The sequence below is a fragment of the Peptoniphilus koenoeneniae genome (genome assembly GCF_030812875.1).
Classification (GTDB): Bacteria; Bacillota; Clostridia; order Tissierellales; family Peptoniphilaceae; genus Peptoniphilus_B; species Peptoniphilus_B koenoeneniae.
The window spans coordinates 284,693-311,669 of record NZ_JAUSTN010000001.1; the positions used below are offsets into that span (position 1 = coordinate 284,693).

The 26,977-nt window shown below is 30.8% G+C and carries 28 protein-coding genes and 4 pseudogenes; 2 read left to right on the plus strand and 30 right to left on the minus strand.

Annotated elements, in window-relative coordinates:
• Positions 1 to 157: 157 nt before the first annotated feature.
• From J2S72_RS01425 to J2S72_RS01545, 25 genes and pseudogenes are all read right to left on the minus strand, one after another.
• A complete protein-coding gene (locus J2S72_RS01425; RefSeq protein ID WP_023055701.1) occupies positions 158 to 1,360 on the minus strand; it encodes an ABC transporter permease in 1,203 nt (400 codons plus the stop codon).
• Entirely contained in the window at positions 1,360 to 1,785 is a 426-nt protein-coding gene (locus J2S72_RS01430; RefSeq protein ID WP_023055716.1) for an FMN-binding protein, read from the minus strand. Before J2S72_RS01430 ends, J2S72_RS01425 begins: the two co-directional genes overlap by 1 nt.
• Positions 1,782 to 2,501: an ABC transporter ATP-binding protein gene (locus J2S72_RS01435; protein ID WP_023055704.1), complete on the minus strand. Its 720-nt coding sequence runs from the start codon at positions 2,499 to 2,501 to the stop codon at positions 1,782 to 1,784. The genes J2S72_RS01430 and J2S72_RS01435 overlap by 4 nt, the downstream gene beginning before the upstream one ends.
• 11 nt (positions 2,502 to 2,512) lie before the next feature.
• A complete protein-coding gene (locus J2S72_RS01440) occupies positions 2,513 to 3,661 on the minus strand; it encodes an ABC transporter permease (protein WP_023055710.1) in 1,149 nt (382 codons plus the stop codon).
• Positions 3,651 to 4,934: an ABC transporter permease gene (locus tag J2S72_RS01445; RefSeq protein WP_023055694.1), complete on the minus strand. Its 1,284-nt coding sequence runs from the start codon at positions 4,932 to 4,934 to the stop codon at positions 3,651 to 3,653. Before J2S72_RS01445 ends, J2S72_RS01440 begins: the two co-directional genes overlap by 11 nt.
• A gap of 8 nt (positions 4,935 to 4,942) precedes the next feature.
• Positions 4,943 to 6,166 carry a DUF2318 domain-containing protein gene (locus tag J2S72_RS01450; protein ID WP_023055697.1) on the minus strand — a complete coding sequence of 408 codons (1,224 nt, stop codon included), beginning with the start codon at positions 6,164 to 6,166 and terminating at the stop codon, positions 4,943 to 4,945.
• A gap of 95 nt (positions 6,167 to 6,261) precedes the next feature.
• Positions 6,262 to 6,927 carry an iron transporter gene (locus J2S72_RS01455; RefSeq protein WP_023055711.1) on the minus strand — a complete coding sequence of 222 codons (666 nt, stop codon included), beginning with the start codon at positions 6,925 to 6,927 and terminating at the stop codon, positions 6,262 to 6,264.
• 9 nt (positions 6,928 to 6,936) lie between these two features.
• On the minus strand, positions 6,937 to 8,274 hold the full coding sequence (locus tag J2S72_RS01460) for an FTR1 family iron permease (protein WP_036739548.1): 1,338 nt from the start codon (positions 8,272 to 8,274) through the stop codon (positions 6,937 to 6,939).
• Between the two features lie 2 nt (positions 8,275 to 8,276).
• Positions 8,277 to 8,954 (minus strand): ABC transporter ATP-binding protein, encoded by a 678-nt coding sequence (locus J2S72_RS01465; protein WP_023055713.1) that lies wholly within the window; start codon positions 8,952 to 8,954, stop codon positions 8,277 to 8,279.
• A complete protein-coding gene (locus J2S72_RS01470) occupies positions 8,954 to 9,349 on the minus strand; it encodes a DUF4418 family protein (protein WP_023055721.1) in 396 nt (131 codons plus the stop codon). The genes J2S72_RS01465 and J2S72_RS01470 overlap by 1 nt, the downstream gene beginning before the upstream one ends.
• Positions 9,350 to 9,452: 103 nt before the next feature.
• A pseudogene (locus tag J2S72_RS01475) lies at positions 9,453 to 9,545 on the minus strand (FeoB small GTPase domain-containing protein); the annotation flags it as partial.
• Between the two features lie 93 nt (positions 9,546 to 9,638).
• Positions 9,639 to 9,869, minus strand: coding sequence for a FeoA family protein (locus tag J2S72_RS01480; RefSeq protein WP_023055725.1), 231 nt, complete (start codon positions 9,867 to 9,869; stop codon positions 9,639 to 9,641).
• A gap of 306 nt (positions 9,870 to 10,175) precedes the next feature.
• A pseudogene (locus J2S72_RS01485) lies at positions 10,176 to 10,280 on the minus strand (replication initiator protein A); the annotation flags it as partial.
• Positions 10,281 to 10,362: 82 nt separating this feature from the next.
• Positions 10,363 to 10,644: a CD1845 family protein gene (locus tag J2S72_RS01490; RefSeq protein ID WP_036739552.1), complete on the minus strand. Its 282-nt coding sequence runs from the start codon at positions 10,642 to 10,644 to the stop codon at positions 10,363 to 10,365.
• 63 nt (positions 10,645 to 10,707) lie between these two features.
• Positions 10,708 to 11,184: pseudogene (metG, locus tag J2S72_RS01495) on the minus strand (methionine--tRNA ligase subunit beta); the annotation flags it as partial.
• Between the two features lie 144 nt (positions 11,185 to 11,328).
• Positions 11,329 to 12,564, minus strand: coding sequence for a site-specific integrase (locus J2S72_RS01500; protein WP_023055720.1), 1,236 nt, complete (start codon positions 12,562 to 12,564; stop codon positions 11,329 to 11,331).
• A 77-nt stretch (positions 12,565 to 12,641) separates the two neighbouring features.
• On the minus strand, positions 12,642 to 12,851 hold the full coding sequence (locus J2S72_RS01505; RefSeq protein ID WP_009345237.1) for an excisionase: 210 nt from the start codon (positions 12,849 to 12,851) through the stop codon (positions 12,642 to 12,644).
• 435 nt (positions 12,852 to 13,286) lie between these two features.
• Positions 13,287 to 13,697: a sigma-70 family RNA polymerase sigma factor gene (locus J2S72_RS01510; protein ID WP_002836635.1), complete on the minus strand. Its 411-nt coding sequence runs from the start codon at positions 13,695 to 13,697 to the stop codon at positions 13,287 to 13,289.
• A 319-nt stretch (positions 13,698 to 14,016) separates the two neighbouring features.
• Positions 14,017 to 15,366 carry an MATE family efflux transporter gene (locus tag J2S72_RS01515; RefSeq protein ID WP_002836636.1) on the minus strand — a complete coding sequence of 450 codons (1,350 nt, stop codon included), beginning with the start codon at positions 15,364 to 15,366 and terminating at the stop codon, positions 14,017 to 14,019.
• Between the two features lie 36 nt (positions 15,367 to 15,402).
• Positions 15,403 to 17,136, minus strand: a complete 1,734-nt coding sequence (locus J2S72_RS01520; protein WP_002836637.1) for an ABC transporter ATP-binding protein — start codon at positions 17,134 to 17,136, stop codon at positions 15,403 to 15,405.
• The gene (locus J2S72_RS01525; protein WP_023055696.1) at positions 17,133 to 18,875 is read right to left on the minus strand and encodes an ABC transporter ATP-binding protein; all 1,743 of its coding nucleotides are present in this window, start codon (positions 18,873 to 18,875) and stop codon (positions 17,133 to 17,135) included. The genes J2S72_RS01520 and J2S72_RS01525 overlap by 4 nt, the downstream gene beginning before the upstream one ends.
• A 35-nt stretch (positions 18,876 to 18,910) precedes the next feature.
• On the minus strand, positions 18,911 to 20,302 hold the full coding sequence (locus J2S72_RS01530; RefSeq protein WP_002836639.1) for an ATP-binding cassette domain-containing protein: 1,392 nt from the start codon (positions 20,300 to 20,302) through the stop codon (positions 18,911 to 18,913).
• Positions 20,295 to 20,996 (minus strand): energy-coupling factor transporter transmembrane component T, encoded by a 702-nt coding sequence (locus J2S72_RS01535; protein ID WP_002836640.1) that lies wholly within the window; start codon positions 20,994 to 20,996, stop codon positions 20,295 to 20,297. Before J2S72_RS01535 ends, J2S72_RS01530 begins: the two co-directional genes overlap by 8 nt.
• 24 nt (positions 20,997 to 21,020) lie before the next feature.
• On the minus strand, positions 21,021 to 21,602 hold the full coding sequence (locus tag J2S72_RS01540) for an MptD family putative ECF transporter S component (protein WP_002836642.1): 582 nt from the start codon (positions 21,600 to 21,602) through the stop codon (positions 21,021 to 21,023).
• 17 nt (positions 21,603 to 21,619) lie between these two features.
• On the minus strand, positions 21,620 to 22,231 hold the full coding sequence (locus J2S72_RS01545; protein ID WP_002836644.1) for a TetR/AcrR family transcriptional regulator: 612 nt from the start codon (positions 22,229 to 22,231) through the stop codon (positions 21,620 to 21,622).
• Between the two features lie 311 nt (positions 22,232 to 22,542).
• On the opposite strand from J2S72_RS01545, the gene J2S72_RS01550 reads away from it, so the two are divergent.
• Positions 22,543 to 22,899 carry a plasmid mobilization protein gene (locus J2S72_RS01550; protein ID WP_023055693.1) on the plus strand — a complete coding sequence of 119 codons (357 nt, stop codon included), beginning with the start codon at positions 22,543 to 22,545 and terminating at the stop codon, positions 22,897 to 22,899.
• A gap of 1 nt (position 22,900) precedes the next feature.
• Positions 22,901 to 24,232: a relaxase/mobilization nuclease domain-containing protein gene (locus tag J2S72_RS01555; protein ID WP_023055695.1), complete on the plus strand. Its 1,332-nt coding sequence runs from the start codon at positions 22,901 to 22,903 to the stop codon at positions 24,230 to 24,232.
• 20 nt (positions 24,233 to 24,252) lie between these two features.
• Here J2S72_RS01555 and J2S72_RS01560 read toward each other — a convergent pair whose 3' ends face one another.
• The 5 genes and pseudogenes from J2S72_RS01560 to J2S72_RS01580 form a co-directional block, all read right to left on the minus strand.
• Positions 24,253 to 24,750: a TIR domain-containing protein gene (locus J2S72_RS01560; RefSeq protein WP_023055723.1), complete on the minus strand. Its 498-nt coding sequence runs from the start codon at positions 24,748 to 24,750 to the stop codon at positions 24,253 to 24,255.
• Positions 24,751 to 26,172: a Thoeris anti-phage system NAD(+) hydrolase ThsA gene (gene thsA / locus J2S72_RS01565; RefSeq protein ID WP_023055700.1), complete on the minus strand. Its 1,422-nt coding sequence runs from the start codon at positions 26,170 to 26,172 to the stop codon at positions 24,751 to 24,753.
• A 34-nt stretch (positions 26,173 to 26,206) separates the two neighbouring features.
• Positions 26,207 to 26,461 carry an N-6 DNA methylase gene (locus J2S72_RS01570; protein WP_227932434.1) on the minus strand — a complete coding sequence of 85 codons (255 nt, stop codon included), beginning with the start codon at positions 26,459 to 26,461 and terminating at the stop codon, positions 26,207 to 26,209.
• Between the two features lie 61 nt (positions 26,462 to 26,522).
• A complete protein-coding gene (locus J2S72_RS01575; protein ID WP_005399336.1) occupies positions 26,523 to 26,738 on the minus strand; it encodes a helix-turn-helix domain-containing protein in 216 nt (71 codons plus the stop codon).
• Positions 26,739 to 26,868: 130 nt separating this feature from the next.
• A pseudogene (locus J2S72_RS01580) lies at positions 26,869 to 26,977 on the minus strand (DNA-binding protein); the annotation flags it as partial.

The following is a 26,977-nucleotide window of genomic DNA, read 5'->3' on the forward strand; positions in this document are numbered from 1 at the left end:
TCGCAAAACCCCTATGAGTCTTGTTTGCTATGTTTATTTTTAATGGTTTTTTAGTTATTTTAGTTTTGATCTTTTATTAGCGTTTAAGTATTGATTTTTAAATGAAAAGAGAGACTCGAGTTAACAAGTCTCCCCAAAATTTGACAAAGAGCCTATTTTAATCATTATCTCTTTGCATCAATAATAATTCTACTTTATTTATTTTATTAATAGCAATAATTGAAGATATTGGTCCTAACAAGGTTCCCAAAATTATTACTATTATTAACATTAAAATCATAAGGAATATATTCGGTCTTAAAAAAGGCATTTTCAAAAGTGATGAAAATACATTATTGAAAGTTATACTTAAAACAAAGGAAAGCACAGAACCTATGACTGCACCTGTACCATTAATTAGCATAGATTCAATAAGAACTACTTCACTGAGTTTTTTCTTTGTTGCTCCTAATATCCTTATGGTTGCAAATTCTCTTTTCCTTTCCTTAACTGATAAGGTATTTACAAGACTTAAAATAAAGAAAGCTAGTATCCAAATCAAAGCTATCAATATATACACATATACAAGCATGTTTTTTGCTGAATCTGAAACTTGTGTCATTATTTTTCTTGGCAATAAAGGATACACTTTTTCTTTTTTAAATTCTTCTTTAATAAGTTTTTGAATTGTTTTTGGATCTTTGTTTTTTTCAACTTTTACTAAAATAGAAGATATATCATCTTTTTTTGCCACCGGATGATTAATTATCTTTTCATATTCCTTGGCTAATCTATGAGTTTCTTCTATTGTCATAAAAACTGAATTATCAAAACCCATGCCAGTTTTTGCAAGCCTACCTCTTATATCAAATTCTTGATTAAAAAATTTAACCTTATGATTAATATTCCCCACAATGTTAGCACCTACAACAACTTGCCCAGCTTTAATTGGAGTTTTAATCTGTTTTTCAAGCCAAGGTTTAACGCTAAAGTCATCAGAAAAGTCAATTCCTATAACTTGAATGGGAAAAGAACAGCATCCAGCAGAAAGTGTAGCTAGATAAACTTGGCCACAAGCTTTTTCTATGCCCGGTATTTTTTTTACTCTACTTAATATGTCCTTGTCAAAAAAAAATGTATTAGGTTCTCCCCTTAATATTGCACCTGTAATTTTAGAATCATAACCTTCTGGAACTACTATAATGTCTGCTCCCATCCTATCTGATAAAGATTTCATGCCATTTTTAAGAGAAAAAATTATAAATGATGACATGAATAAAATAAAAGTTAAAATCCCTACAAGAAAAATCAAGGTAATTGATCTTGTCTTCTTATTTTCTATATTTTTTTTTGCTAAATTAATTGTGTATAAATCTTTCATTATTTTGCACCATCAAGAGCATTATTGCAAGCTTCTATAAATTGCTTGTAGGTTTCTGTTGCTCCCGAAATAACGTCCACTCCTTCAGGATTTCCTTTTTCCACTAATCTATCTGGGTATGACTTTGCAAGATTTATAGCTTGTTGGGCTATCTTATATAGTCCTTCATTTTGGCTTTGACCATAAGATTCATCCTTTTCTTTTCCATCTCCATCAATGTTTTGCATTGTGCAAGATTCAATCTTATTGTCTTTAACGGTTATATCCACCTTTACAAGTCCGCCTCTTTCATCTTTGGCAGATTCTCCTTGATATGTGCCGTCTTTATAGCTTACGCTTGGAGCTTCTTCTTTTTTATCTCCTCCACAAGCAACTAGGACAAGCCCCAAAGAAAAAATTATTAATACATTTAAAAATTTTCTCATATAAACTCCTTAAGTTTTTCATCTTTTTTTACAGAATCAAGAACTGGTCTTTTTCTTTTCATTTTTTCTTCTTTTGAAATTTTACCATGTTCAAGAGTTATCATTCTTTCAGATTCTTCACCGACTTCAGGGTCGTGAGTTACAACAATAATTGTTGATCCTGCATTGTGAAGTTTTTCAAATATGTCAAGAACTATATATTCATTCTTTTCATCCAAATTTCCTGTGGGTTCATCGGCTAAAAGTATTGTAGGATGATTAATAAGAGCTCTAGCAATGCATACTCTTTGTTGTTCCCCACCTGATAATTGGTTGGGTAAGTGCTTGGCTCTATCAGCAAGACCTACTGCAGCCAAAGCTTCCATTGCTTCTTGTGCATCTGGCATAGAATGATAATATTGTGACATCATTACATTTTCCAAAGCACTTAAATAATTAACTAAATGAAATTGTTGGAAAATAAGTCCTATCTTATCCCTTCTAATAACTGTTAGTTCCTTAGGTGATTTTTTTGCTATATCTTCACCATCCAAAATAACTTCGCCAAATGAAGGTTTATCCATGGCACCGATAATATTCATCATTGTTGTTTTACCAGAACCTGATGGACCCATTATAGAAATCCATTCACCCTTTTCTACACTTAAATTAATTTTGTCAAGGGCTTTAAGTTCACCATAAATTTTTGAAACATCTACGAGTTTTAATATATCCATAAAATTCCTTTCTATTCTCCACGAAGCACTAAAGCTGGATCAATATCAACAGTTTTAGATACTGGTATTAAAGATGCAACTATAGTTATTACTATACAAACAATAATTGTCATAGGTACTAAAAGAGGCAAGAAACTTACCTTTCTAGCAAAAACCGAAATACTTACTCTATTGGCAAATATATATCCTAATGCAACACCTAAAAGTCCACCAAAAACTCCCAAATATGCTCCTTCACCTAAAAAGTCAACGATTACTGAGGCATTTGTGGCGCCCAAAGCTTTCTTAAGACCTATTTCTTTACGCCTTTCAGTTACAACTGCCATCATTGTTGTGGATACACATATCATCATTATGAATAATACTATTATCGTTACAATGAAGACAAGAGCTTGTAATTTATTCAAAACTATATCTTGTGAGGCGGTAACTCTTTTTACCATTTGTGGAGTTAGAGATCCATCCTTTTGTGAAATATTTGATACTATTTTTGAAAGTTCATTTTGTTCAGCTTCTATTGAATATTCTACGATATCAAAATTTTTGTCTTTAACAAGCTGTGAAATATCATCAATACTCATAAAAATAAGTTCTTCTTCTTTACCACCTGTTGTTACAACTCCTGAAACAACAAAATTAGTATCTATAGAACCTTCTCCATTAACTTTGGGAGTATTTATAATAATTTTATCTCCCTCTTTTAATTCCAAAGCCTTTGAAACTTCATTACCTATTAAAACTTCTCTCGATTTTTCAGGCCATGAACCGTCAATAAGCCAGTATGGAGAATTTTCTTTCGCTCCCTTTAAATCTGTACCTGCAAGCATATAAGGTTGTTCATTAATTTTTGCATTTGTATAAATATAGGGTGCCTGACCGACAAGCTTTCCTGAAGGAATTAACGATTTAACTTCATCTAACTGTTCATTGGTAATTTTTTTATCAGGGTTAGTGGGAATTACCAACATATTTGCACCATAAGACCTAAACTCCTTACCCATTTGCCTAGGAATATCATAGTAAATAGTAACAAGTCCTGAAATAATTGTTGCTCCCATAGCTATAGCAAGTAGTGCTGTTAACATTCTTGCACGTCTCCTTGCCAAGGAAGTCATTATCATTTTTAAGTAAAATTTATTTTTACTTTGTTTATCTGCCATGTAGTACCTCCGTTGGATTTAAATTCAAAAGGTATCTTATAGCTGGTATTGACCCCAATATTGTAACAAGAATAATAAGTATTGCTACAATAGGAACTACCATAGCTGTTGGAGCTATTGCTGAGCCAAAAACTGTTAGACCAATAATCTGAGTAAGTAGCAGACCAACACCGTAACCTATAACTGTTCCAAATATCGCTGTCAAAATTATTTCCACAAGAATTATGCAAATTATCCTTCCATTTGACGCCCCTATAGCTTTTTGAAGTCCAATTTCATTAGATCTTTCCATTACAGATGCTGTAATAAGATTAGAAATACCAAAGCCCGAACCAATCAAAGTTAATACTGTAATTAAAACCATAAGAAGAGTAGTCTTATTTAAAATATCTCCTTCACTTTCTGCAACTTGGCGAATTGGCTTAGCTACAGAATCAGTCATTACTTCTGTTATTTGATAACAAATAGCAGAAACATAAGCTGTACAATACCATACTTCCCATTCCTTAATAGTTAAAGATAGTGGGTTTTTGGCAGCCTTTCTTGCTAAGTCATTGTCTGGTGTAGTAAGAGCTGATACTTCAACTTTATTTACAACTCCAGTAACTCCAGCAAATTCTTGTGCTGTTTTTAAAGTAGAATATATAAATGCATCTTCATCAGAACCTGATGAGAAAATACCCTTAACTTTTAATTTTTTGTCTAAATTATTGCTTTTTAGTTGGATTTCATCACCAACTTTAAATCCATTTCTGTCTGCAAAAATCTTTCCAAGCATAACTGAATCGCTATCATTTTCTGATAACCACTCGCCTTGAACTTCCCACCAGTTTTTAAGTCTAATCATACCAGTATCAACTGATTCTCCAGTAGGCAAATCCATATGATTATTAAACCATGTTCCTACCATCTTAGTATGTTTAGAATCATTATTACAAGAAACCCAAGTGTTAAGATATGGCGTATAGTCTACAATATTGTAAGCCCAAAAAATAGTTTTAATGTTTGGAAGTTCTGATTCCTTTAAATATTTTTGAACCTGCCCCTCTTTTTCTTGCATGCCATACAAATCATCAAGAAGGGAAGCTTCCTTAGGCAATACATTAATATTTGCTCCATAGGTCTTTAATTCTTGATTAACTTTATCTCCAACGCCGAGCATGGTATTTAACATTGAAGTGGCAAGAGAAGCTCCAAGGGCAACTGTAAATGCAATAAGAGCCATCTTTCCCTTTTGTCTAAAAAGCGCTCCTTTAACTATTCTCCAAAACATAAGCCCTCCTACTTAAATACATAAGACAATGCGTCAAGATCTTTTGGCGCAATCTTTATCTTTTTATCATGGACAATGTATGGGAAAGGTATCGGGTTACATCCACCCTTAAAACCTATTGTACCCCTATTCATTACAACGTCGCACAACTTACAAATAACATCATCGCCTCTTTCAAAATATCCAGATGGACCACATATCTCGCAGGCATCAAGTACAACTCCATAGGAACCTTCTGATTTTTTAATGCAGAAAAATCTCATTTTTGCACCATCCTTTGCCTTATACAAATATCTGTGCAAATGCATATCCTCTAAGCTACTTAAAGGAATAACAATCATTCCATTTTCAGTTTGATAATCTTCAGGTGGTGAAAGGGCCTGTTCCTTATTAGCATATGCCTTTCCAGCCGTTAATGAAAAAGTATTAATAAACAGAACGACAAGGAAAAAAATTGCCCAATGTCTTTTATTCTTCATTCTATACTTTATTTTTCTTAACTGAGCCCTATTGCTATAATCTTCATTAACTTTAATATTTTGCTTATATAAAATTACTGGAATAGCTATCATAATTAACATTGTTGCAAATAAAAACACATTTTCGTGATTAGCTATAAATGCAATAACTCTAAAAAAGTTAACATTTCTAGGAATAATCTCTTTAGAATAAAATCTTTGAATTATGACGTTAAATTGGCTTATACCTGAACATATCAAGCTCAAAAAAACAATAATCTTTAAGTTTTTACCTTCAAGTTTAACTGAAGACTTATATATGGCAAGTCCTGATAAAATCATCATGATTATCCCAAAAACAAAGCCTAAAATCCTAAAAAGTACAATAGTTGAAACAGCACTTTCGCCATAATATACAAATTTGTTTGATTGGTTAAATACATACGGTAAATAATAAAAACAAATTCCTACAAGATAAACAACAACCGATGATGAAATGAAATTATCATAAATTTTAGCATTTATCTTATCTTCAAATATCATAAAAATTAATATTAAAAATACTGAGATAACTATGGGTACCATAGACCAGAAATTCAATTCTGTTCTATTAATAAAATTAGGTATATTTCTTATAATTATTGAAACAATTGCTGCAATTACCCCTAAAACTAAAGAAATTATAATAACATACTTTTTATATTTGCTCTCTTTAGTTGTATAATAGGCAAGTATTAAAGAAATCATTAGAGAAAAGGCTATTCCCGCCTCCATAACTTTAATAAAAATTTTTAAAATAATTTCACCCCCATAAATGCATATAAGGGGAACGTGAATTCCCCTTCAAAATATTAAAAATTTTCAAAACTTTACCATTGTGGTCCGTTCCATTCGAAGTCAGTCCATTCTGCAACAAGTGGTTCTGTCCAGAATCTACCTGTTACACCAGTTTCTTTATCTACGTGTAGTAAGTAGTCATTGCCTGGTGCAGCTACTTCGAATTTTACATTATAAACGCCAACACCTTCGTCAAATTTAATATTTGCACCATAGTGCGGACCATCAGATGCGTTCATTGGCATGAAAGCTACTTCTTGAACATGGTCTGAACCTTTCTTTTGTAAATAAGCTTTTACTTTTAACCATGGAACAAAATCACCAACACCATAACCTAATGTTGAACCTTCTTGTGATGCTGTAATGTCAGCTTCAATATGGCAGTCAGCATCTTCTTTAGGAATTGAGTTTCCTGCTGGTTCCATATCAACTGGTTGGAAATATACACCAGAGATTACTAAAGGTCCTTTAGTTTGGTCATCGCCAATTGGAAATTCTTCAAATCCTGCATCTTCTCCTGGAGCTGCAGCTTTTGCATCTCCTGCTTCTTTCTTGTTTCCTTCAGCTGGTGCTTTTTCTTCTGTAGAAGTTTTAGCTGTATTATTAGCTTTTGTATCTTCTTTTTTACCACAAGCTGTAAACATTAATGCACACACAAGTGTCATAACAACAAGAAATAAACTTTTCTTTTTTAACATGATACCCTCCTATTTTTTTTCTTGGCTGGCTTCAAGCTCAGCTCTAATTTTTTTGTTTCTATTATTTTGATAGATAACAGAAACAATGGTTACTACTAATAGAATAATTTGTGGAATAAGATTTTCATACCTATCGTATATTCCTATAACTTCAGCAGACCATCCATTCATCCAAGGAACTATAGTTCTGCCAATTACATCTGCTTCTTGTAATTCTCCTATGCCCTTTCCTAAGAAAGACAAGCAAAGTATAAACATTAGCCAAGAAGTAAATGTAAAGAATGGTTTTAATGGTAGCCTTACAGAAACTTTAGCAATTAAATAATATACAATTGCAAGTATTATGGCGGCAACTAAAAGTCCAATCCACATATGCATCGGATTATCAGAAATGCCTGTTCTCATACCTTGGAAAAACAAAATAAGTTCTGCACCCTCTCTCGCTACTGCTAAGAATGAAGTGAAAGATAAGGCAAAATAATTACCCTTGGAAACAGATTGTTCAACTTTGTTTTTAATGTATCTATTCCAAACTTCAACTTCAGATTTAGAAAGCATCCAATTGGATACATAAAATAGTACGATGACAGCAAGAAACATCGCAATTCCTTCGAATATTTCTTGTCCCATTCCAGACTCAACTTCTCCCACTGTATTGGCGATGATATTAAATACTCCAGCTAGGACTACTGAAAAAACAATGCCTAGCAAGGCTCCAATATATACACCTTTTAAATAAATTCTATTATTAGTCTTTGATAAATATGCAGCAATGGCAGCTACAACTAAAATGGCTTCAAGTCCTTCACGAAGTGTAAGACCAAGAACTGCAAAAAATGTGCCAAATCTTTTTAGCAGCTCTCCCAACAATTGACCTGTTGAAAGGCTGTTTACATCTTCTTGACTTTGACCACTGGACTTAGAATCTCCAGAGGTTCCATCAAGAGTATGAGCATCTTCATGAAGATAAGTTATAAGTGCATCAATTTCATCTTTAACTTCTTTTGGGTCTGCATCTTCTTTGATAGATTTTTTTGCTCTGTAAAATTGATGTTCAACCATTGAACCCCTTTGGCCTGAAATTGCAGACATAGTTGTTTTTTCAAATCCAATTTTTTCATAGAATTTAAAGTAAGCAACATTAATTGCATCTGTGGCTGCTTTTTTAGCATCCTTATCTCCAGGCTTGTAAACTTCCACAGCTTTTTGTAAATGTTCTGACATAGCATCAGCGACTTCAACCCAGTTACTATAATTTGTTTCTGCTGCAAAAGCAGGCATGAAAGCGAGACTAATCATGATTACTATCAGTGCGAAAATGCTAGTCCTTTTCTTTAATAAATTCATCTCTATCCCTCTTTTTTTATTAAACTTCCATCTTCCATTTGGCAAAGTGTATTGCCATATTTTAAAATATCAAGCTCATGAGTAACTATAATAAGTGCAGTACCTTTAGAATTTATTTTTTTTAATAAATCCATTATCTCCATAGTAGTGTTTTTATCCAAATCACTTGTAGGCTCATCCAAAATCAAAAGTTCCGGCGAATTAATCATTGATCTGGCTATCAGCACTCTTTTTAGCTCTCCTCCAGATAAATTTTTAGGAAAATCATCTTTCAAATGCAAAATTCCCATCTCATCAAGAAGCATAGCGGCCTTTTCATAAGCAGAGTCATCTCTTTTAAATAGATAATAAGGAAGAGACACATTCTCTAAAACATTTAAATTCGGAAGTGTTCCTAGACTTTGTGGCACAAAACCTATGATTTCATTCCTATATTTGCTAATTTCTCTATCAGAAAAATCACTCATATCTTTGCCCTTAGCAAAAATTTTACCTTCAGTCGGCTTTAATAAACCAGACAAAAGATTTAAAAAAGTTGACTTCCCTGAACCACTTCTGCCAATTATATTGACAAAATCTCCCTCCTCCAAGGTAAAGTTTACATTTTTAACTGCAAAAAGTGTATTATAACCTCTTTTGAAACTCTTACTTAAATTTTCAGTTTCAATTATTGATTCCATTATGAATGTCTTTCTTTCATACAATAATAAATATTAACTAAAACCAATATACCTAACAACAACGTGCAAAATGGAATGGTTTTTGCTCTGCAAGCCATATCGGCTTTCATGCATCCACCAATAAGCACATGAGCGTTTAGTATCCCTAAAATACCAATTGCTATATTTGAAATAGATAATCCTAAAGATATTTTTGAATCTTTAACTACAATAAAAATGATTGCTAATACTAAAATGACCGCTCCAATACCCATAGTCATATTTCCCATCCAATGGCATTTCATGAACATCCCATCTTCCATAGGAGGACAAACTGGTGTTATAAATTTTGGTGCAAGCACTAACAAAAAACCTATAATAGCTGAAATATATCCTAAAATCTTTTTTCTACTCATTTTAATCACCCTTTCTACTTATCTTTATTAATAACATTGCAACATGAAAACGTGTTTATTTTTTTATACTTAACAGTCTTTTTTCAACAGTTACCCCTGGTCAGTTACCAACATATTGGTTGGAACCAGTGAGGCAGTTAAAAAGTGTTGACTTACCACTATTGGGGTTGCCGGCAAATGCAATAGTAATAGCCATCTTAGTCCTCATTCTTTTCAAAGGACCAGAACCATTGATTTTTTTAACGATGTAGTATTTTCCTACAACTGCATCTCTTAAAGTTTGCAAGTCTTACATCTTCTCTACTAATATTTTTTTCGCTATATCTTTTCCGATTGCAACTCTGGAATCTTTAACATATACAATTAAATTACCATCGTTCTCATTAACAACTTTTATAACTGCATCTTTGACAAAACCAAGATTCGCCGGGTGGGACTCAGTTACATTACTATCTCCTAAAGACTTAATCCTTAAAATCTTATAATTAACATTTAAGGGTGCCATTACTAAGCTAAGCATCTAACCACTCGTTTCTAGTTTTAATTTTATTAAAATAAATTAACATTTGTTTGATTATCGCTTTCTTAGTTATTATAACATAGGAAATTGAAAATTCAAATCAATTTTTCAGTTTTTTTAAAGGGCATATTTTTAAGATTGAGAATATTTTTAATTTATCTTTCTTATGTTGCCTTGTATATTATAATTTTCTTTTTTTATTGGCCTATATAATAGAAGAACTTTAATAAAAAAGGCTCGTTTATTTTTTGTTAGATAGTAATTTTTAGTAATTTTATAAGTAAAACTTATTCCCAAAATAATTTATTTAATAGAAATGCTCTCAAAAATCCCATCTTCCAGCAATACCATAGGTAACCTAATGAAGTTATACATTTCAGATTTCCTATTATAAAAATAATCAAAATTCATTCCTGCCTCCTTTCTTTGAAATAAAAAATACGACAGAATTATTGATTTCTATCGTCTACGATTGTCTAATATTTATTTTTCTTTAAATAGATTTTATTGTATAGTTTAATAATTCTAATAATCCAATAACATATATACCTAATTTAGGTAATCCAAATGGGCTAAATAAAAATGCTAAGATTAGTGCTTCAATTACAATTTGATTATCTCCTTGAAATATGTTAGCTAATCCAATTATAAAAATTAAAGTAGAAACTACGCTTAACAACGCAGTACTCAAACTTAATATGAAGGTTAAAAAAGCTATGAGCAAACTCAGCACTAATCTTATCGGTAATAAAATTATTCTAATTATCCATCTCATACATACCCCTAAAAATTAAACTGGGATTCGTAACAAACCCCAGTTTCATAATTAGCGTGTTCTTTAATATAATTTTGATCCTGCTGGAATATTATCATCCAACATTATTAAGTTAAGTTTTTCTTCTCCGTCGTACTCGCAAATTGCAGATATAATCATACCTTCTGAGTCGATTCCCATCATCTTATGAGGAGGAAGATTACAAATCGCAAGTAGTGTCTTTCCAATTAAAGACTCCGCACTATAATATTCCTTAATACCAGATAATATAACTCTTTCTTTTTCAGAACCATCATCTAATGTAAATTTCAAAAGTTTTTTTGATTTTGGAACTTCTTCGCAGTTCTTAACTTTTACAACTCTAAAATCAGATTTTGAGAATGTATCAAAATCAACCATATCTTCAAATAATGGCTCTACTTTTACTTTTGAAAAATCTATTTTTTCTTTTGTAATTATATCGCTGTTTCCCTTAGCTTCTTTTGAAGAATCTTCATTTTCTGTTTTTTCTTTACCAATTGGCTTCATTGTTGGGAAAATCCCCTCTACTTTAGATAATTGTCTAAATCTCTATAAAAGTCTATTTTATGGTACTTCTCCATTTACGACAATTTGCTAACTCTCTATAAGTGCCTATAGATTTCTAGCAAATTGTCGTAAATTTGTCGTAAGCTGTCGTAAATTCTAAAATATAAATTTCATCGCTTTTTCAAATTCTCCCATCTGTTCTATCTTAAAATCTTCTGTTGCATCTACATATATATCCATTGTTGTACTAATATCAGAATGACCTAGAATAGACTGCATTGCTTTTGTATTTATATTTTGTTCATTAAGCCTTGTAGTAAAGGTGTGTCTGAAAATGTGATTGCTTAAATGTGGAACTAATAGAATATCATTAGAGCTCGATTTATTTTTATCCATTATACTTAAATTGCAATCTCTAACAATTCTTCTTAAAGCTTTATTAAGTGTTCCATTATTGTGAACCTTACCAAATCTATTTAAAAATACAAAGTCTTTAAATCCATCGATTGAATCACAACATTCGATTCCAAAAGTCTTTTGTAACTCTCTTTCCATAAGAAAAGCATCTTTTACTTTTTGAACCATAGGAATACTTCGCTTACCTGATGCTGTCTTCGGTGTATTAATAGCATATCTATTGTTTAATCCTTTACCTTTACTATAATATACCAAAGTCCTATTTACATTTATAAGACCATTATCAAAATCTAGATCGTCCCATTGCAATCCTGTAACTTCTCCAACTCTCATTCCTGTCCAAAGCATAACAATGAATATTGGATACCATTTTTTATATTCATCACTATTAGATAAATATTCTTCAAATAGCACTTGTTCTTCTATTGTCATGGCTTTTTTCTTCGGAGATTCATTTCGATAAGCTACTTTCAATTCCTTCAAAGCATTGTCAGATGGATTAAATCTTATATATTCGTCATCCACTGCTAATTCTAAAACCTGATGTAAGACAGTATGAACACAATCTATGGTAGAAACCATCAATCCCTGATCTTCCTTTAATCTGTTATAAAAACTTCTAACATCAGATCTTTTAATATCAGATAGTTTAATGCGACCAAAAGTCGGTTCGACAAATTGTTGATACATATAGATGTAATTTTTAAAGGTATTATCTTTTAAACCTCTTTTTACCTTTGTCCATAGCTTAAAAGTATCATTTACAGATAAGCTACTTCCTTCGTTGTTGATTCCATCTATAGTATTGCGTAAAATATCTAATTCCTTTTCTCTTAATTCTTTTAGAGTTTTCGCATACATAGATTTTCTACGACCTATTTTGTCTTGCCACTTAAATTCATAAGTGCCATTTGATCTTTGATATTCACCGTCTTTTAAAACAACCCCTTTACTATCTTTGCGTCTTTTTACCATAAAAATTCTCCTTTTTTGATAAAAGACACGCTATAATTATTATACCGCATTAAGCGTGTTTTATATATAGTTTTAGATTAAATAGAGAACTGTCTATTTAAATATTCTTCCATTAACTTTTTCTTAATAAGACGCTTACTACCATTAAATAATACAAAATCGCAATCATTTTCATCCGTTAATTGTCTAACTTTATCTTGACCAATATTAAAATATTCAGATGCTTCTTTTAATGTTAGAAATGCTTTCTCAGAAACACGAACACCTTTTATATTTTCGTTAATCATAAATCCTCCAAATAATATATTTAAAATATTTATTTTAATATTTTTAAAGTTTTTTGACATTGACAAGTGCCTTGGATTAGCAACATAGGAATCTCACCTCCGCCTCTGTTCAGGATGAGCCGGCTTCAACCTTAGAAGTATCATTATCCTCATTTTCTTCATAGCGAATAGGGTATCCCTCCCTATGTTCAAACTCTTACTTATCGCTCCCTTTCTTCTTCCCTTGCTTTTTGCTTAGCAGTACTTGTTTTACCGAATTATTCAGCAGAAAGATCTTGGCGGATAGGTTATTACGCTCCAAAAATGATTAATGTCTTGTCTTGGTCTATTCAATTGTTAAGGTTCAAATATTATTTAGATTGCTTTTAAAATAGAAAGAGGACAAAACTCCCCTCACTTTATAAAGGAAAATTTGCCCTCTTTGGTAACCAGAAACTATATTTCTTCTATAAATTTCTTTAGTTTTTCTAAAATCTTATCTCGCCTTTTTATTAAAGCAGTATGTGATATATTTTGAGTCTTTGATACTGCACGAAGTGTTTCATCATTGAAATATAATCTTTCAATTATTTCTCGTTCATCCTTATTTAACTTTGACATTGCATTTCTTAGTGCTTCAATCATCATTTGTGTAGCTACAACTTTTTCAACATCAACATTTTTATCTTCTAGATTATCTTCAAAATTCCCATCGTGATTTAGAGACGAAAAAAATAGCAAGTGGTTTTTCTTGTCCACCTGCTCCAAATACTTTTCGTGTTCTTTTTCTCGCCAGTAGACTTTATAAATATCTTCACTGACTTTTACCTTTTGCCCTCTGACATAAAGGTAATACTCTTTTGCCATAAAGTTTCCTCCATTTCTTTTTTGTCTATTTGTTTTTCAGACAAAAAAGGAGGACTCCTGCATCTTGGCATAAGAAGTCCTCTGAAATGAAAGAAATCCGTTCTTTCTTTTACTATATTTAATTGTTTAGACGAGAAAATGTAAAGACAGACAACTACAAGAATTATAGAAAAAAGGAGTATTTTTATTCCATTTCAATTCTACAAGGTAACTTATACACTTGTTCATCTCCCTTTCCCTCCGTTCATTATAGATAAATAGCATCCATACCTACAGCCTCTTTTGATTATTTTCGCTTTTATATCAAATGTCCTTGTATTTATGCTTTGTCTTTTCCCATTTTCCTAAGTCCATTAAGCATTAAAAACAGTCCCAACATAATCATACTAAAATCTACGATAGGTTCTGTCCACCAAACTGCTGACGCTCCAAATGCCTTTGGAAATAGTAATATTGCAGGAATAAATAAAACTAACTGTCTAAGCATTACAATCATGCCTGCTTTTTTTCCATCTCCTATGGATTGGAAAAATGTAAGTGTCATAATCATAATTCCATATAAGATGAATGTTGAATAAAACATCTTAAAGTTTACAACACCAACTTCAATAATCTCCCTTCTCACACTGAATAATGATAGTAATTTTTCTGAACAAAACATTGATGGTATCCATGAAGCAGCTGCAAGAATTGTTGCACCATACATAAAAATCTTCATCGTATCTTTTACTCTTCCGTATTGTTTTGCTCCGAAATTAGCTCCAATAACAGGTTGTAAGCCTTGACTCATACCCCACAGTGGAATAAAGGAAAACATATATAATCGCATTGTAGCAGACATCAAAATTCCCCAATCATCTCCTCCATACGCAAAGGCTTGCTTAAACAAAAATGTTTGCTGTACTGCAAATAAAATTTGCATCATCATTGCTGAACTTCCTATACTGAACATTTCGCTATAAATTGCCTTGTATTTTTGAATTTTATGGATCCCTACAAAAGCACTTTTCTTTGAAAAATAGTGGAATGTCAATATTGCTTGTACAATTTGAGATATTACAGTTGCAATAGCTGCACCTTCAATCGCATATTCACCCATCAACTTCATAAAAATAGGATCTAAAATAATGTTTAATATAGCTCCCGCGCCCATAATCATCATTGATTGCTTTAATGCACCTTCGCCACGCATTGTCATATTTCCCGCTTGAGCAAAATTCACAAATATAGAGCCAAAGAAAACTATTCTTAAATATCTCACACCAAGTTCTTTAATATTTCCTTTAGCTCCTACCAAATCTAAAAAATGAGGTGCAAAAACCAAACCCAATATCGTGATAATTACAGAAAAAAATATTACCCAGTAACAAAAATTCCCGAATATTTTATCTGTCGTTTCTTTATCGCCCTTTCCGATTGCTCTTGATAGTATTGAGGCACTTCCAACGCCAATCAATGCCGATATTCCTCCATTTATAATCGTTAAGGACATAGACACACTAATGGCTGACATAGCATAATCACCAATGAGCCATCCTGCAAACACACCATCCATAAATGGATACAATCCTATGACAATCATCCCGATTATTCCGGGAATTGCCAACTTAAATAACAGTTCTTTAGGACTTTTGGTTAATAGTTGTGTTTTCATATCTTGTTTTCCCATATGACTTCCTCCAGTTGTTTTCAATATTTTTATAACTTATGACAACTGCCACTTTGCTGCCACTTGTCTTGCTTCAACAAATTTTTTGTAGATACCATCAACTTGAATAAGTTCTTCATGTGTACCTTGTTGCGTTATCTTTCCATTAGCCAAGACAAGAATTTGATTTGCATTTTTTATGGTTTTTAGTCTGTGTGCAATCATTATTACAGTTTTATCTCTTGTAAGTTCTTCCATAGCAATCTGTAGTTTATCCTCATTTTCAGGGTCTACATTTGCAGTAGCTTCGTCAAAAATAATAATCGGGGCATTTTTTATCATAGCCCTTGCTATAGATATTCTTTGTCTTTCTCCACCAGATAAACTTGCACCTCCCTCTCCTATAACTGTTTCATATTGTTCAGGAAGTTTCATAATAAATTCATGACAACACGCTTTCTTTGCAGCTTCTATAACTTCCTCATGAGTAGCATCTGGCTTGGCAAACTTTATATTGTTTTCAATAGTGTCTTGAAATAAATAAACATTTTGAAAAACCATACTAATTTGTCTCATTAATGACTCCAATGAATATTCTTTAATATTATGTTTACCTATGCTGATTTCTCCTTTCTCTACATCCCAAAATCTCGCTATCAAATTACAAAATGTAGTTTTTCCAGCTCCTGAAGCTCCAACTATAGCTGTCATTTGTTTTTGTGGTATCTTGACCGAAATATCATCAAGGATTTTTTTGCCTGAATATGAAAACTCTACATTATCAAAAGAAATATCGAAAGTAGTAGGCTTTATGTCTTTTCCATCAATATCCATCTGTGGAAATTCCTCTAACTTCTTTGTTTGTTCAATAGATCCACTAACAACTCTGAGAGAGGTTGTTGCACTTCCTGCCAATTTTATTTGAGAAAAAGCAAGAAAAGAAATTATAATCGTCATAACTGTATTTAAGAATGAAAGTTCTCCATTAATATAAAAGAAAATACCTGCACCTATTATCAAAATGCTAAACAAATCCAAAAGAATATTTTGCAAAATCGTATAAGGTGTAAACAGTTTTTCACAATCAAGATTTATTTTTCTACTATTTTCAATAGCATCTCTGACTTTTTCATCTCCTTTCCCTGTTAAATTGAAGGATTTTATAACAGCCATTCCACCTATTTGTTCTAAAATAGTGTCAACTAATTTTGCCGATGCCACTTGTCTTTTAGGAAGAACATTTCTTGACTTGTTTTCCATTTTTGAAAGAATTAATAAGTACAACAAGCATCCAATTGTAACAATAAGACCGATCCTCCATTCAAAAGCCAAAATCATTATTGTAAAAATTATTGTGTTAATAAAACCAGATAAGGTATTTACCATAACCATTGCCGCAGTATTTTCTACATCTTCCAAAACAGTTGTAGAAATTCCAACGATTTCACCAATATTATTTTCATTAAAGAATCCCATAGGTATTTTTTTGAGCATTTCACCTATTGCAACTCTTTTATTTGCCACCATAAAATAACTTGCATGGCATTGCTGTAACTGTGAATAATAATTTGCAACACTTCTGCCAACTATGCTTATAACAAGAAGTATCAAAGCAATCCATGCAGGTGTCATACTCATATCTTTTTCAACAATAGCTTTAACAATAATGTATATTGCACTGATTTGGAGCATGTGAAAAATTGCAAACAAGAAACTTACCCATATAGAATGGTATACATTTTTCTTCTCATCACCTGAGAAGTCTAAAATTTTCTTTAAGGCACTTATCATTTTATTTCACCATCCTTTACTCCAATATGGGCATTCCACATCTTTTGGTATAACTCAGAATCTTCCATAAGTTCTTCATGCTTACCATGTGAAACAAGCTCTCCATTCTCAATTAAGAATATTTGTTCTGCATCTGTTATAGTTGATAACCTATGAGCAATAATAATCACCGTTTTATCTTTTATAAGCTTTGATAAAGCTTGCTTTATAATCACTTCATTTTCAGGATCTATATATGAAGTAGCTTCATCAAGTATTACAATAGGTGCATTTTTGAGCATTGCTCTTGCAATTGATATTCTTTGTCTTTCTCCACCAGAAACATGGCTCCCACTACTTCCGACAACCGTATCGTAACCATGTTCCATTTTCATAATAAAATCATGACAACCCGATTTCTTAGCAATGTCTTCTACTTCTTTATCACTGGCACTTGGATTGCCCATTCTTATATTCTCCCTAATACTTTCGTTGAACAAAAAATTATCCTGAGAAACAAAGGCGGTCAAACTATATAATTGCTTTAATGGAATTTCCTTAAGATTGTGTCCACCAATATTTATATTTCCTTCCATGCTATCCCAATATCCAGCTATTAATTTTGCTAAAGTTGACTTGCCACTTCCACTTGGTCCAACAAAAGCCACTGTTGTACCTTCTTTTATGTTTAGGGATATTCCATGAAGAATTTCTTTTTCTTCTTCATATCCAAACTTTACATTTTGTAAATCAATATTATATTGCTGGATAGTCACTTCTCTATCAGAATGCTTTTGTTCTTTTCCTTCTAAAATTAAGTTAATAGAATTTGCAATAGTCCCTATCTTAGCAAGACCATCAACAAAATTGATTGTTTCAAGTAAAGGTCCTGCAATACCTAAAGATAGAATAATTACAGATATAAATACTTCTGCACTTAAACTGCCGCTAATGTAGAAATACCAACCAAATGGAAGCATTGTGATTATTGTAGTAGGAGATATGTTTTTAGATAAAGACACAGGTAACTGACAGCTCTTCATCCATTCATAAAAGTATCTTGCATTTGCAATGACTTTATCTTTGTACTTTGCGTACGATCTCTTGTCTTGATTAAATGTTTTTATCACTTCTATTCCATTAACATACTCAATAATTGCAGAATTCATTTCTCGATTTACCTTTACAGATCCTTCATATTGAACAGCATAATTTTTCATTACGAGTCCCATAAAAAGCATCCCCACAGGAATGGATACTAATGATAAAAGAGCCATTCTCCAATCAAGAAATAATAAGTAAATAAATATACTCAAAGAACCTAAGAGATTCGATGTCATTTCAGGCAACAGGTGAGCGAGCGGTTTCTCCATACTTTCAACCTGATCCACTATAATCTGCTTAAAGTTTCCGCTTGGAACAGAGATTATTTCTCCTAACTGCATCTTCGGAAGTTTATCAATCATTCTCAAGCGAATATCTTTCAATACACTAAAAGTCGCTTTATGAGATACAGATAACGCCGTAGAGTATAAAACAGATTTTAAAATATAAGATAACAGACCTATTCCCATCCATAAAAAATAGACCTTGAAATCTGCAATTCCATTTAATAAATAGACTAAAATACGGCTTGCAGCAATGTATGGAACAATTCCGGCAATAACACCGATACTTGCTATAAATACAGATGTTTTTAACTTTGAATGTTCCTTATATGCAAGCTCCCACAATATTACAGCAGGACTTTTTTCTTTCATAATTTAACACCTCCATAATTGTATCCATTTGCATTTTATTTTAGAAATTCATATATTGTACCATCACAGTGTTTTATAAATTCAAAATCGTGTGTAATAATTATAATGAGTTTTCCTTCTCTCTCCATATCGTGTAGGAAATTAATTAATGTATTCATCTGTGGTTTACATAATCCACTTGTAGGCTCATCTAAGATAATAATAGGTTTATTACTAAGCCTTGCTATAGCAATCAACAATCTTTGCTTCTCTCCTCCCGATAAACTTTGAGGATGTTTTTCAAGCTTTGATAATAATCCCATCTTTTCCAACATTTTTTCATTTAGGCTTTTATCTTCACTTACTGTTGATACTTCCGATAATACACTTTCTGTAAAAAGCTGGGAGCTAGGATCTTGCATTACCATAAAAATTTCTTTATTTTGTTTTGTAACTTTTTTTTGATTAACAAATACATCTCCGTGACCTTTTGTAATACCGGTCAATAATTTAATGAAAGTACTTTTCCCTATTCCATTTTTTCCAATGATAAAATTTACTCCCTTATTAAAGGAAATACTAAAGTCAAAAATTTTATTCTTTTCATATTTTTTCTTAAAATTATGACATGATAAATCTCCATTGCTAAAATTATTTTTATCATCCAATAAATTCACTTTATAATATTTATTAATTTCTAAATCACTTTTCTCTATTTTATTAAATGTTCTAAGTTCATATCCTTCTGCAATAGCTTTCAAATTATAATCATTTAAATCTTCTTTTTCGTATAAATTTAAAGACCCATTATCAATAATACATAGCTTATCCATTATATTTTTTAAATAAAATAATCTATGTTCCACAACAATTATTATCTTATTTAATTCTTTTAATTTCACTAAGGCTTCTTTTAACCTTTCTATAGATTCATTATCTAATGATGAAGATGGTTCATCTAATAAAATAATATCATTTTCAGAAATTGCACAAGCTGCAAGTGCTATCATTTGCTTTTCTCCACCAGATAAATCAAATATATTTTTGTCTAATAAGTATTCTATATTTAAGAGTTTTGAGTATTTCTTTATTCTATTGATTATCTCTGACTTGTCAGTATTTCTATTTTCTAGCTGAAAGGCTAACTCCTCAGTGGAATTCATACAGTAAAATTGAGATTTTGGATTTTGAAATACATTTGAAATAATACATGATCTTTCAAATATATTTTTACTAAGTAAATCTAGGCTGTTATATTTTATTTCTCCATTAATATTAGCATCAAGGTATTCAGGTATTACTCCATTAATTGCTTTTAATAGTGTGCTTTTTCCACATCCAGAATGTCCTGTAATAACTGTAATTTCACCAGCTTTACATTCAAAATTTAGATTTTTTAAGATATTTTCATCATCAAAAGATAAATCAAGCTTTCTTATTTTAAGCATATTTTCTACCTCTTATATAAAAAAATAAAACTAAAATAGAAACAAAAAAAATTAAATAGTCAGCAAATGTTAACTTTGCTTCTCTAATATTTGATCTATTTTGATTGACAGCAAGACCCTTAGTTAATGAAGCTACTGTCAATTCATCAGCAGAATTTGATAGGGTCATCAATAGTGGGATTATCCTATATTCAATTAATAAAATAGGATTCTTTAAAAATTTCCTAAAACTTATACCCCTCAAATAAATAGCTTGTTTTATTTGTCTATACTCAATTCTTGTTGCATAAAAATATCTAACCATAACCGCAACAGGAATGGCTATCTGATCAGGACACTTCACCTTTTTTAATGAACAAATTGCTTCTCCTACACTAGTCGTTAAAATTATATAATTTCCCATAACCATAGGTGCAAAAACTCTTTTTATTATAATTATAACTATGTGTATAAGTGATAATATTATAGAATCATTTAATTCCCTAATATTAATTTCTATAATATTCAATATTATAAAAAGTATGATTGATTTAATCCCGGATTTTATATGTCCAGATAAAAATAATAAAAAAGTAGGGAGCATACATATTAATACATAATATATAGGATTTAGGCTTTGAATATTTCCAATTGTCATAATAAAAGAAATAACCATCATTAAAAATAATTTTGCTCTAAAATCTATCCTTATCATATCTAATAACCCGCTCCCTAATTCTTACTTACCAATTTTTGAAAAATGTTTTTTCAAAAACACAATTCCTAAGCTACAACCTACAAAAGCACCAATAAATCCTAAAATAGCCATAACTATTAAAATCCAATCAGGCATAACTTTCATCATTGTGTCAATAAATTCTTGCTTATAACCTTGATTTAAAAGCCCTTGTGCATACTCATTTCTTGAGATGATAATCGGAACATAGTTTCCTAAAGTGCAAAGACTTGAAAAAGAAAATGCTAATCTAGATTTTCCTTTACTGTCATAAGAGCCTGATTTTAATATTATTTCTCCAATAAATCCTGCAATTGCTCCTGTTAAAAGTGCCCATGGACCATGACCCATGATGACATAAGCTAAAGATATTAGCATTGTTTGAATAAAAAGCATTCCTGGCTTCTTAATTTTTGTTGAAAAAAGCATGTTACTAGGTCCAACTAAAATTCCCTGTACTAAGGGAACAATTGGCATCAAAACAGGAACCATAGCTGTAAATGAGCCTATTAGCATAAAAATAAACCCAAGTACTGCAAACAAACCAACATTAATTAAATCTCTAACTTCTAATTTTTTATTCATTTCTGAAACCTCCTTAGTTATCTATTTTTTTCTAAATCTAAAATATAATTTAAAATTGTATCTTTTAGATATTTCCTATTCTCATCATATGAATCTCTTGCATTAAGAACTTGCGAGCTTAATATCATTCCATTTATATAATTTACTAAAAAACCATCTTCAAAAATCTTTGAATCAATTCCTAATTTATTAGATATTGAATCTAATTGATTTACTGTTTCTGTTTTCAAATCTTGAAACATCTTTTCTAAATCTTCATTATATTTTTTTGATTGTAATAAAAGAGAATAAACCTTAGTAATATCTGTATCTGGTAGACACTTATCCACTAAAATTTCACTCATCTGTTCATATTTATCTTGACCTATGTGAGCTTCTAAATAATTATCAATTAAATTATTTCTATACTGATTTCCATCAAGCATTAAATCTTTAAGCATTTCAGCTGTGCTTTTATAATGATGATAGACACCACCTGTGCTCATGCCAACTTCTTTAATCACATCTTCCATTGTTGTATTCTGAAATCCTTTATTCAAAAAACATCTCATTGCTGCATCTCGAATTTCTTTTTTTCTAATTTGACCAACTTTTGTTTCCTTATCTTTCAATAAAATACCTCCAATCATTCAATTATTTTCCGAGGATTCCCTCGGTTTTTATTATATCTTAATTGAAAAATATTTTCAATATCAATCAAATTATAAATTTTGCTCTACTCTACCGTATACTTCTTAATTAATTTATTTAAATGCGGTATAATTAATAAAACCTAATAAACGCTTAACGCTTACAACTTTAATAGCAAGCACAGTAAGTGTACGGACACTTACGAAAAAATTAATGGAGCAGCCCTTTACGGAATGCTCCATTTTTTTAATTTTTACCTTGTTAGGGAGAACCCTAAGACCCCGAAATATATTTTATAAAGGAGAATAAAATGGCAAATAGATTTAGAAATGAAAGAATAGAAATAAAAGTAACTAAAGAAGAAAAGGAAGTTTTTGAAAAGAAAATGAAACTTGCTAATTGCAAAACAATGTCCCACTTTCTTAGGAAATGTGTATTAGAAAAAGAAATTTATGTAGTAGATTTAGAACCATTTAGAAACCTGCAATGGTTACTCTCAAATGCTACGAATAATATAAACCAGATTGCAAAAGCAACTAATACAACTGGTGTTATTTACAAGAATGAAATTGAATCTATGAATAATCAGATAGAAAAATTATCAAAAGAAATATGGCAGATCCATTCCCTACTTCTTAACAAATCAAAAGAAAGTTCTGGTGATTAGTATGGCAATTACAAAAATACATCCTATAAAATCAACTCTAAATTTGGCAATAGATTACATTACTAAGAGCGAAAAAACTGATGAAAAAGTCTTGGTATCTTCATTTAATTGTCATCCATCTACTGCTCATATTCAATTTATGAAAACACGAGAAGACAATGATACTAAAGGTACAGTTTTGGCTAGACATTTGATCCAATCTTTTCTACCAGGAGAGGTTGATCCTATAAAAGCTCACGAAATTGGAATGGAATTATGTAAGAAAATTTTAAAAGAAGATTATGAATTTGTTCTTGCAACTCATATAGATAGAGGGCATATCCATAACCATATTATTTTTAATAATGTTAATTACAAGACTGGTAAATGCTACCAATCCAACAAAAAAACTTACCATAAAATCAGATATCAAAGTGATGAGTTATGTAAAGAAAATAAGCTTTCAGTCATTGATGAATATTATGAAGCTTACAAGAGAAAATATAAAACTGCTGGTAAATCTTGGTACGAGTATGACCAAAACAAGAAAGGAAATTCTTGGAAATCTAAACTGCAATTTGATATAGATAGAATGATTAATAGGTCTAACTCGTGGGAAGAGTTTTTAGAAAATATGAAAGCTCTTGATTATGAAATTAAGTTTGGTAAACACATTGCTTTTCGTCATAAAGATAAGCAAAGATTTACAAGGGCAAAGACTATCGGAGAAGATTATACCGAAGAAAAAATTAAAGAAAGAATAGATTTAGCTATTAAAAACAAAACTAATCCTATTAAAAAACGTGTAGGAAACGTCATTGATATATCTACTAATGAAAAAGCTCAATCCTCAAAAGGTTATGAAGTTTGGGCAAGAAAACATAATATCAAAACAATGGCTGATTCAATAATTAAATTAAGAGAACAAGGAATTAATTCAATTACACAACTCGATGATCTTATTAAAAAATCTGCAGATGATAGACAAGACTTGTTAGATGAAATAAAGAAAATTGAAGCTGAAATGAAGAGTCTATCTCAAGATATGGAAAATATAAATACTATAAACAAGTATCGTGAAATCTATAAATATCATAAGAAAAATCCTGAAGATAAACAATTTGCAGAAGAATATTATAGTGAACTTTCCGTCTATAAAATAGCTGCTAAAGAAATTTTAGAAAACTATAAAAAACTACCCAACACAAAAGAAATACTATCAAACCTTGATAAATTGCAAGAAAAAAAGAACACCCTTATGCAAGAGTATTCTTTAAATAAAGAACAATTTTCTGACCTTGTTCATTATAGGAAAAACTATGAAAATTATTATGGGAAGGAGGTGGAGAGGTAGCTGCTCTCCATCATCATTTATTACCAAGTTGATGGTTTATGTTCTATTCCATACTCAATTAAATCTTCAATATTATCTTTAATATCGCTATAAACATTTTTGCTTGATAAGTATACAGAATCAAAACATTTAACATACTTTGACAGTTTTTCACCTTCTAATGTTAAATAATCAAAAGGATTGTTGCCCTTATCATCTTGCTCTCCCAATGCATTCTCCAACTTGTGGATATAAATTCCAACAATACCTTTGTTTAACTCGTATGCTTTTTTTATTTCATAATTTATCCATTTTCTATTTGCTGTTTTTTCTCCAATCAAAACAACTAAACATGAACGCTTGTTTAGCTGTTCATCAATCCATTCTTTAATTTTACTTTCAGTTTTTTCTTTTACTTCCTCCCAGTCATTATCTGAAAAGGTAGAGCTACTGTCTACTTTCCCCATGTTGCGAACCTGTCCTGCCCTCCAATTATCATTGTCGTAATGAAAGCTAAAAAACACCTGTCTTTTTGCCATTTAAAACTCCTCCTTATTTAATATTTTAACTGCTTGTACTATGTTTTTAATAGACATATCTATATCGCCATTGCTTTGTTTATTTGCCTGTTCAATTGCACTTATTATATGTTTGTCTAAAATTTCTTGAGTTGTTTGTTTAAATATTTCTTTGGCTGCCCCGCCAGTATATTCAATAGGCAAACATACTAATCCATGTTTTTTACATAACTCAAATTCATCCATCACTCCATGTGCAATATCTTCTGTTTTTTTGTTTCCAAAAATGAATATAGCGATGCCACAATTTTCAATCATCTGCTCTCTATTTTCTTTATATAGCTTATCTAAATCAATACCTAATGAACTATTTTGAGGAAAAGGCATAAGCGTTAAAAAATCATTTATTTTGGACTTATGAGTCAAACAATAATCTGCAACTCCATTTAATACAAAATCACCGACACCTTTACCATATCCATTCACAATATGATAACCATTTTTTGATAGTTCAAAAGATAGTTTATGAATAAAATTTTCTCCAGTTTCCTGAGAATAAGTCGAATAGGAGTACGCACTACCCGATATAAATATTGTTTTCCTTCTAAATCTATCAACAAGAGTACTTAATATTTCAGTGATTTCATCATATTTATTTACTAAATATGTAAAAATACCATATCTATTTAGATCTTCAATTTGTAGCTCCTGTCTTGCTTTTTTGTATTCATAATCCTCATCGGTATCTTGGATCCTTTTCATAATACAGTAATGTTTTCTTGTATTCTTTTCATCGAGCAATACCCTCAATCTTCCAATTACATAGTTAAAGTTTGGATCTTCAAAACTAAATCCTAAAAATAGAAATGTCTTGGTAAGCAAATCTCCCTCTAAAACTTCTCTGAATAACTTTCTTTTGTTATATCCAAATTCTTCATAATCACTTCTTGTAAGTACTGCATCTTCAGGAGTTTCTACATCTCCGTGTAGTTTATAAACGATTGCATCAAAATCATGATTTGTGCCTCTTAATTGCTCATCTGTTGTTTTTACATAAGGCTTTTTCATATTATCTTCTAAAGCTTTTTCAATTAACTTATCATAATTAGTCGTCCAAAAAGTGGAAATCGGTAACTGTGATAATAGTTTATGATTATCAGTAGGTTTTAGTAATTGAGAAAATTGCACTTTGATCAAGTCATCTATTGATGTTCTCTTCTTTGAATTAGCATAATACTGAGCTAAGCTAACCAAATCATTTTCTTTTTCAACATTTAACCCAATTTCTTTTGCAGGCTCTCTTAGAAGTTCTTTCCAACTACAAAATCCAGCAGGAATTGATAGTCCCGCTCCAATGAATGCTCCCAATTCATCACTTTTAATGGCTTTTTCAATTTCTCTAATCAAATCTTTTTTAGATACTTCACCTTTAATAATAAACACCTCCCCTTATTTTCTCGGTCCTAAAAACTTATCTTCATTCATTTGAATTTTCCTTTATCCAATATAAATTAGCTTCCAGCAAATTTACAATATCTTCATCTGTTTCATAACATGTTAAATTTATCTTTTTTATAAGTTTACTATCAATAATTCTCTGAATTAGTGCCGCAGAAAGGATTCCAGAGCCAGCTCCTGGATCAAGAATAGATATTTCATCTCTTTTAATATTTAACTCAATTAAAGATGCCATAAATTTTGCTGTTTCTTTACTCGTAAAAAACTGTCCTATTCTTTTTCAAGTTTCTTTAGATGCGATCTTAATATATTCATTTGTCTTATCTAAAACATAATCAATCATTTTCATCTTTAACTAACTCCATAATTTCGCAAAGATTACAATTTAATCCTTCACATATTCTTAACAATACGTCAGTTGTAATATTCTCCCCATTTTTCATTTTATAAAATGTACTTCTACTAATATTTGTTTTTTCCATTAATTCTGTGTTATTTAAATCTAGGTCAATCATTTTTTTAAATAGCTTTTTATAGCTGATTTTTAACATGACTATCTCTCCATTCATGAATTCTGTATCAATTATATTATAGCATAAATCTTCACTTTTTTCATAATATTATTCACTTTTCTAAAACACAAATACAAAAAAATAAAGGCAGTCCGAAGACTGCCGATATTTATCTCTCTGTATCTTTGCTATGGTCTTTCTTAGTTGACTTAGTTTTGTCATCTGTCTTAAAGCTTTTTATTTGCCCTAATATGGACTTTTTATCTTTATCTTGACTC